The 4,999-nt window shown below is 31.2% G+C and carries 5 protein-coding genes and 1 pseudogene; 1 reads left to right on the forward strand and 5 read right to left on the reverse strand.

Going from position 1 to position 4,999, the window contains the following annotated elements; genetic code table 11:
* Positions 1 to 289, forward strand: a 289-nt coding sequence (locus BOQ64_RS22575; protein ID WP_228448529.1) for a helix-turn-helix domain-containing protein, incomplete at its 5' end; no start/stop codon positions are given.
* Positions 290 to 533: 244 nt separating this feature from the next.
* On the opposite strand, the gene BOQ64_RS22580 is transcribed toward BOQ64_RS22575, so the two are convergent.
* From BOQ64_RS22580 to BOQ64_RS22600, 5 genes and pseudogenes are all read right to left on the reverse strand, one after another.
* A complete protein-coding gene (locus BOQ64_RS22580) occupies positions 534 to 980 on the reverse strand; it encodes a hypothetical protein (protein ID WP_129059421.1) in 447 nt (148 codons plus the stop codon).
* Positions 958 to 1,875: pseudogene (locus BOQ64_RS22585) on the reverse strand (RHS repeat-associated core domain-containing protein); the annotation flags it as partial. The gene BOQ64_RS22580 and the pseudogene BOQ64_RS22585, both read right to left, overlap by 23 nt.
* A gap of 452 nt (positions 1,876 to 2,327) precedes the next feature.
* Complete coding sequence (locus BOQ64_RS22590; protein WP_228448530.1) at positions 2,328 to 3,413, reverse strand: RHS repeat domain-containing protein; 1,086 nt, start codon at positions 3,411 to 3,413, stop codon at positions 2,328 to 2,330.
* A gap of 153 nt (positions 3,414 to 3,566) precedes the next feature.
* Positions 3,567 to 4,118 (reverse strand): hypothetical protein, encoded by a 552-nt coding sequence (locus BOQ64_RS22595; protein ID WP_129059424.1) that lies wholly within the window; start codon positions 4,116 to 4,118, stop codon positions 3,567 to 3,569.
* The coding region (locus BOQ64_RS22600) for an RHS repeat-associated core domain-containing protein (RefSeq protein WP_164975867.1) at positions 4,102 to 4,999 on the reverse strand (898 nt) is incomplete at its 5' end. The genes BOQ64_RS22600 and BOQ64_RS22595, both read right to left, overlap by 17 nt.

Consider the following 4,999-nt stretch of genomic DNA (forward strand, 5'->3'; position numbering starts at 1 on the left):
AACGGTTCAGTCGCAGGACGAAGTGGGCAAACTTGTAGGTGTTCACGGTGCTGTCATCGGTAGATATGAACGTGAGGAAGTAAAACCATCTATTGAGATTGCCACGCAGCTGGTAGAAGCCCTGAAAGTATCTCTCGATTATCTTGTAGGTTCTACGGATATTCTACTGGATAAAAATATTGTTTCTAAAATTTTAGATATACAAAAACTAAAAGAGAACGATAAACAGCATGTCTTCGCTCTCCTTGACGCATTCCTAAAACAAACTAAGCTGCAAAGCATTTTATAAAATAACAACCCCGCTCAATGAGCGGGGTTGTTTCATTATTAACTCAAAGTCAAAGACTTTGCGTAGCGAGGTCTTTTTAGCTTTTCCATCATGATATGACTTTCATTTTTACAAATATAATCAGTTCAATTGCTTATCACATAAATTCTTTTTCTCTAGAAATAACAAAAACCCTCTGCAAATGCAGAGGGTTTTGTTATTATCACTTATCCATATGAAGCAATCGTTCGAAAGCAAGGGAAGATTATAATCTTTTTATATATTCTATACTTGTAACTATCCAATGTTTTTTTTCAAGTTCTAGATGATAAATGATACTTTGTATTTTAGAAGAAGGAATGGTTGACATGAATTCAACTTTTGAAGAGTTTTCATTAATACTTTCACGGATATTATAGTCATAATATTTAAAAGAATTAGTAAACTTTTTATCCTTACCTAAGTTTTTTTTAAAAGTCACAAATTCTTCCCATGTACTTTTTCTTTTATTTTCAGGAATATCCTTATATACTTTATTTATATTAATATAATTCCGAGCAACATCAAAATCTACTTGTTCTTCCGCAGAAATTAATTTTACGACTGTAATTAATGGTGTTTCTTGACTTTTGAAATTATTAATAAAAGCAAGAAAAAAATGAATGTGTATAGCAATGTTATTTTCATAGTTAAGGTCTATTTGATTTTCCAAAATACTCCAAGTATGGTCTAGCTTGAGCTTGTTTAGGACCTTTTATACTTGAAGCCCCTTTAATTTTTAAAGCTCCATTGTAAAGATTATTTGGAGCAACAACTCTTGCATCATTATACATTTGATTTAATGGAAATGAAGGTTTAATTAATTGATTCGCATCAAAACTAGGAAAGATAGATTTAATACCATTTTGCACAAATGTAGAACAATTATTACTACAGGCATTATAATCTTTACCCGATTTAGTCATACCACTAAGTGTGGTTTTAGCTTTTGTATCTTGGTTATAATCTGTTGTAATTTTAACAATACCGTCAGCAGATCGACCTTCACCTTTTTCACTTACTTTCCCTCTTTCTCCACTTTTACTCACATCTGTATTTATTAAATCATTCAAACTATTTATAATTTTACCATTATAATCCTCTTTTACATTGTCTTGTAACTGTGTTTGTCCAACAGGCTTTTCAGGCCATAAATCATAATAAGTAAATGTTCCGTCTTTAACTTGCTCTGTAATGGGTTTTCCATTTTTGTCTAGAATAGCATTACCATTTTTATCCTTTTTTGCAACAGTTTTGTAATTATCTACGGCTATTCCAGCATGTCCTGTTTCACCTCCATTTTTATCCGTAGAGAACCAAGTTAATATATAAATATCATTACCATCAGGATCAATTACATTGATTGGATTATTAATAGCATAGTTATAAGGAGACATTGAATTATATTTCTCAGACATCTTATCCATCATACCCCATCTCCCGATATCCGGCATATAAAATCTCGCTCCATAATCATACATTCCTGTCTCTTGCAACTCCTTGCCATTGTACTTGTAATTTAAATATCCACCCAAAAGGCCTTTAAACTCACTAATGTGGTTTAATCCAAAAGGGTAATAATTATTGGTATCTGTTACTTCAAGAACGCCTGCGCTGTTTTTGGCAAAACTTACCCTTGTATTTCCTTATAGTTAAATTAAACAAAGCCCTTGCATAACGCAAGAGCTTTTTATTTAAAAGCACGAGCTATAAGCTCACATCAGCATGATCGTATATTAACACAGATTTGAATAAGCTATTGTTAAATATATTACTAGCAAAGTAATTATTAAAATATTTTTTACTAATTTTTTAAATATAGTTAACTTAAGGATTAGGAAAATATGTACTATACCAATAAATATATATCCTAATGTAATATAAATATTATTATCATGTACAAATTTCTCACTACCCATTCCCGAACCGTACGTAAAAAATATTGTAAAAACAATACTTAAATACAACAAAACCGGTATAATAACATTTAAGATTACCAGTGAAATTTGTTTAAATTTTATCATTGTCTTACTGTTACTTTTATATTATATTGATCTTTCATTCTTTTAACAAATCCATCAATAACCCCCTTCTTAGTTTGACCATTAACAAACGCCTGAGAGAATGCAGTAATATCGTTTGCGAAAGTTGATATTCTGTGACCACCACCCCAATTACCGCCTTCTTTTGTTGTAAAAGCAGCTTTTACACCTGATTTATCGTTATCAGACAAAGGATCTCCAGCATAAGTACCTGCATGATCAATAGTATAAGTGGATACACCATTTACACTTGTCAAATAATCTGATTGATGAGGAGCCATGTCCAAGACAAATTCAATAACATTATTTGCGTCTTGAAATTTGCTTGAATTAGCTTTTATCATTTTTAACAATTCATCCGTATAACCTTCTCCAAACGCAGCCCCCCTACTATGAGTATAAATTTGTATCTTTTCTGTTATTTTACCACTTTTAGGATCTTTTGCTAATTTTGAGACAATTGAATTCCAATCATTCTTAGCCTGCATCCTTCCGCCATCATTTCGATCTTGCGGATATTTAGGATTTTTGTTACTTAGCTCCCCTCTAAAATTCAAGGCTTGATCTCCATCAACAAAATGAAACTGTCCACCAGGGTTAGGTATTCCAGAACCTTTAATTGTGTTTATAATTTGGGTACCCCAATAAGTTGAATTTGCTCTTTCGCTATCATTTCCTACTTTACCATTAATTAAAATCGGAAGTTCACCATCTTTATCAAGGTAGAGTATAGGACTATTTAAGGCATATACATATGAAGAGGCACTTTCCAATAACTCACTTTTAGGATCAATCACCCCCCATCTTCCCAAATCTGACATATACATCCTCGCTCCATAATCATACATCCCCGTCTCCTGCAACTCCTTCCCGTTGTACTTATAATTTAAATACCCACCCAAAAGGCCTTTAAACTCACTGATGTGGTTTAATCCAAATGGATAATAATTGTTCGTATCTGTTACTTCAAGAACACCTGCACTATTTTTGGCAAAACTTACCCTGGTATTTCCTAAGTGATTTTTGTATTGATAAATGTAGATAATATTAATAAAATGCCACACGAAAGAAATTTGTTCGGCAACGATGGAAAGCTTTTAATTCTTATTCTGATAAGGATTCTATAGAGTTAGATAAAGAAAAGCCTTACATAGTCTAAGGTTTTCTTATTTATAGACACAAGTTAGAAGCTCACCCAAGCAAGAGCAGAGCTTTAGTTATTCATCATCTTCTAATTTTTCATATTTGTAATCTGTTAAAACTAATATTCCAAAATATTTCCATTCAAATTCATCTTGGTAATTTATTTTTAAGATAAGATTCTTTTTTGTTTTTTGAAGAACCTCAATAGACTTAATCACTTGACTATGTGATGGATATTTACCGTACGGTGAAGAAGCAATAAATTTTTTAGAATTCTCTTGAGTTAAATTAAATTCATTAAAGATTCCTAATTTTATTTTTTCTTGAAATATAAAATTTTCTGATTTAAAATATATTATATTCTGATAAGACTTACTCACATCATCATATTGAAATAAGCTTTCTTTGTCTGAATCATATTTTAAATACTCATACTTCATCTTAGAAATATCCTGTTTAAAATAATCAAAAATCCCTAAATCTACCTTTTCATTATTTAGTACTCCTGCTCTACAACTTACTATAATGGGTTTATAAAATTCCAAAATTTGGCCTTGCATTTTATTCGTACAAAAACCTATAAGCATTATATATACGAGTATTATGAGATTATTTCTTTTTTTCATTTTTTTTGTTTTTATTATCGTCTTCTCTAACTTTCAAAAGTTGGTTTGTAATAACATCTGAAGGAGATCCAGCAACACGTGGAGCTAAAAGTTTGAATGAATCAGTACCATATTTTATATGGTCTGCGTCTGCGTCACCAGTTGAATCTTCAATATGCGATTTTATTTCGTGATAAATACTTTCCGCCAGATCATAATTATTATATCCTATACTCTTTTGATTTCCTTCTTCATCAGTATTAATTACAGTATATCTTTCACTGCTATTCTCTTTAAAATAATTTTCATTTAAAGCTATCAAATGAATTTTTTTATCTCCAGATTGAGATACATCTAAATTATCAAAAACTGATGCATTTTTATATCCTTCTGGAATTTTCACTTTACCATCTTTTATCAATCCCATAGATCTAATATCATCAAGAGTTGTTGCAACAGTTCTTGAATTAGATCCAAAATTTTTAGAATTTATGTAAATATCGTCGGTCTTACTTGTACCATATTTATTCCATAATCTTTTTCCTTCCGGTGTTTTATACATTAAATCTTTTGATGCTTTAAAAGATCCATTTGCAGTTAGAATAATAATGTCTTTTCCTTGTCTTCCATCCGGGTCGATAAACCTTATTGGATTATTAAATACATAGTTATAAGGACTATATCTCGTCATTTTTTCTGCCAGCGGATCCACAACTCCCCATCTTCCTAAATCCGGCATATACATTCTTGCCCCATAGTCATACATTCCTGTTTCCTGAAGCTCCTTGCCATTATACTTGTAGTTTAAATACCCACCCAAAAGACCTTTAAAATCACTGATATGATTCAATCCAAATGGATAATAATTGTTCGTATCAGTTACTTCAAGAACGCCTGCGCTG

This window comes from Chryseobacterium sp. CH25, assembly GCF_004119455.1.
In the GTDB taxonomy this organism is placed as follows: domain Bacteria; phylum Bacteroidota; class Bacteroidia; order Flavobacteriales; family Weeksellaceae; genus Chryseobacterium.

Bases quoted from the DNA above. Each gene is read 5' to 3' on its own strand.
- BOQ64_RS22595 (WP_129059424.1), bottom strand. From the start codon at position 4,118: ATGAAAAAAAGAAATAATCTCATAATACTCGTATATATAATGCTTATA.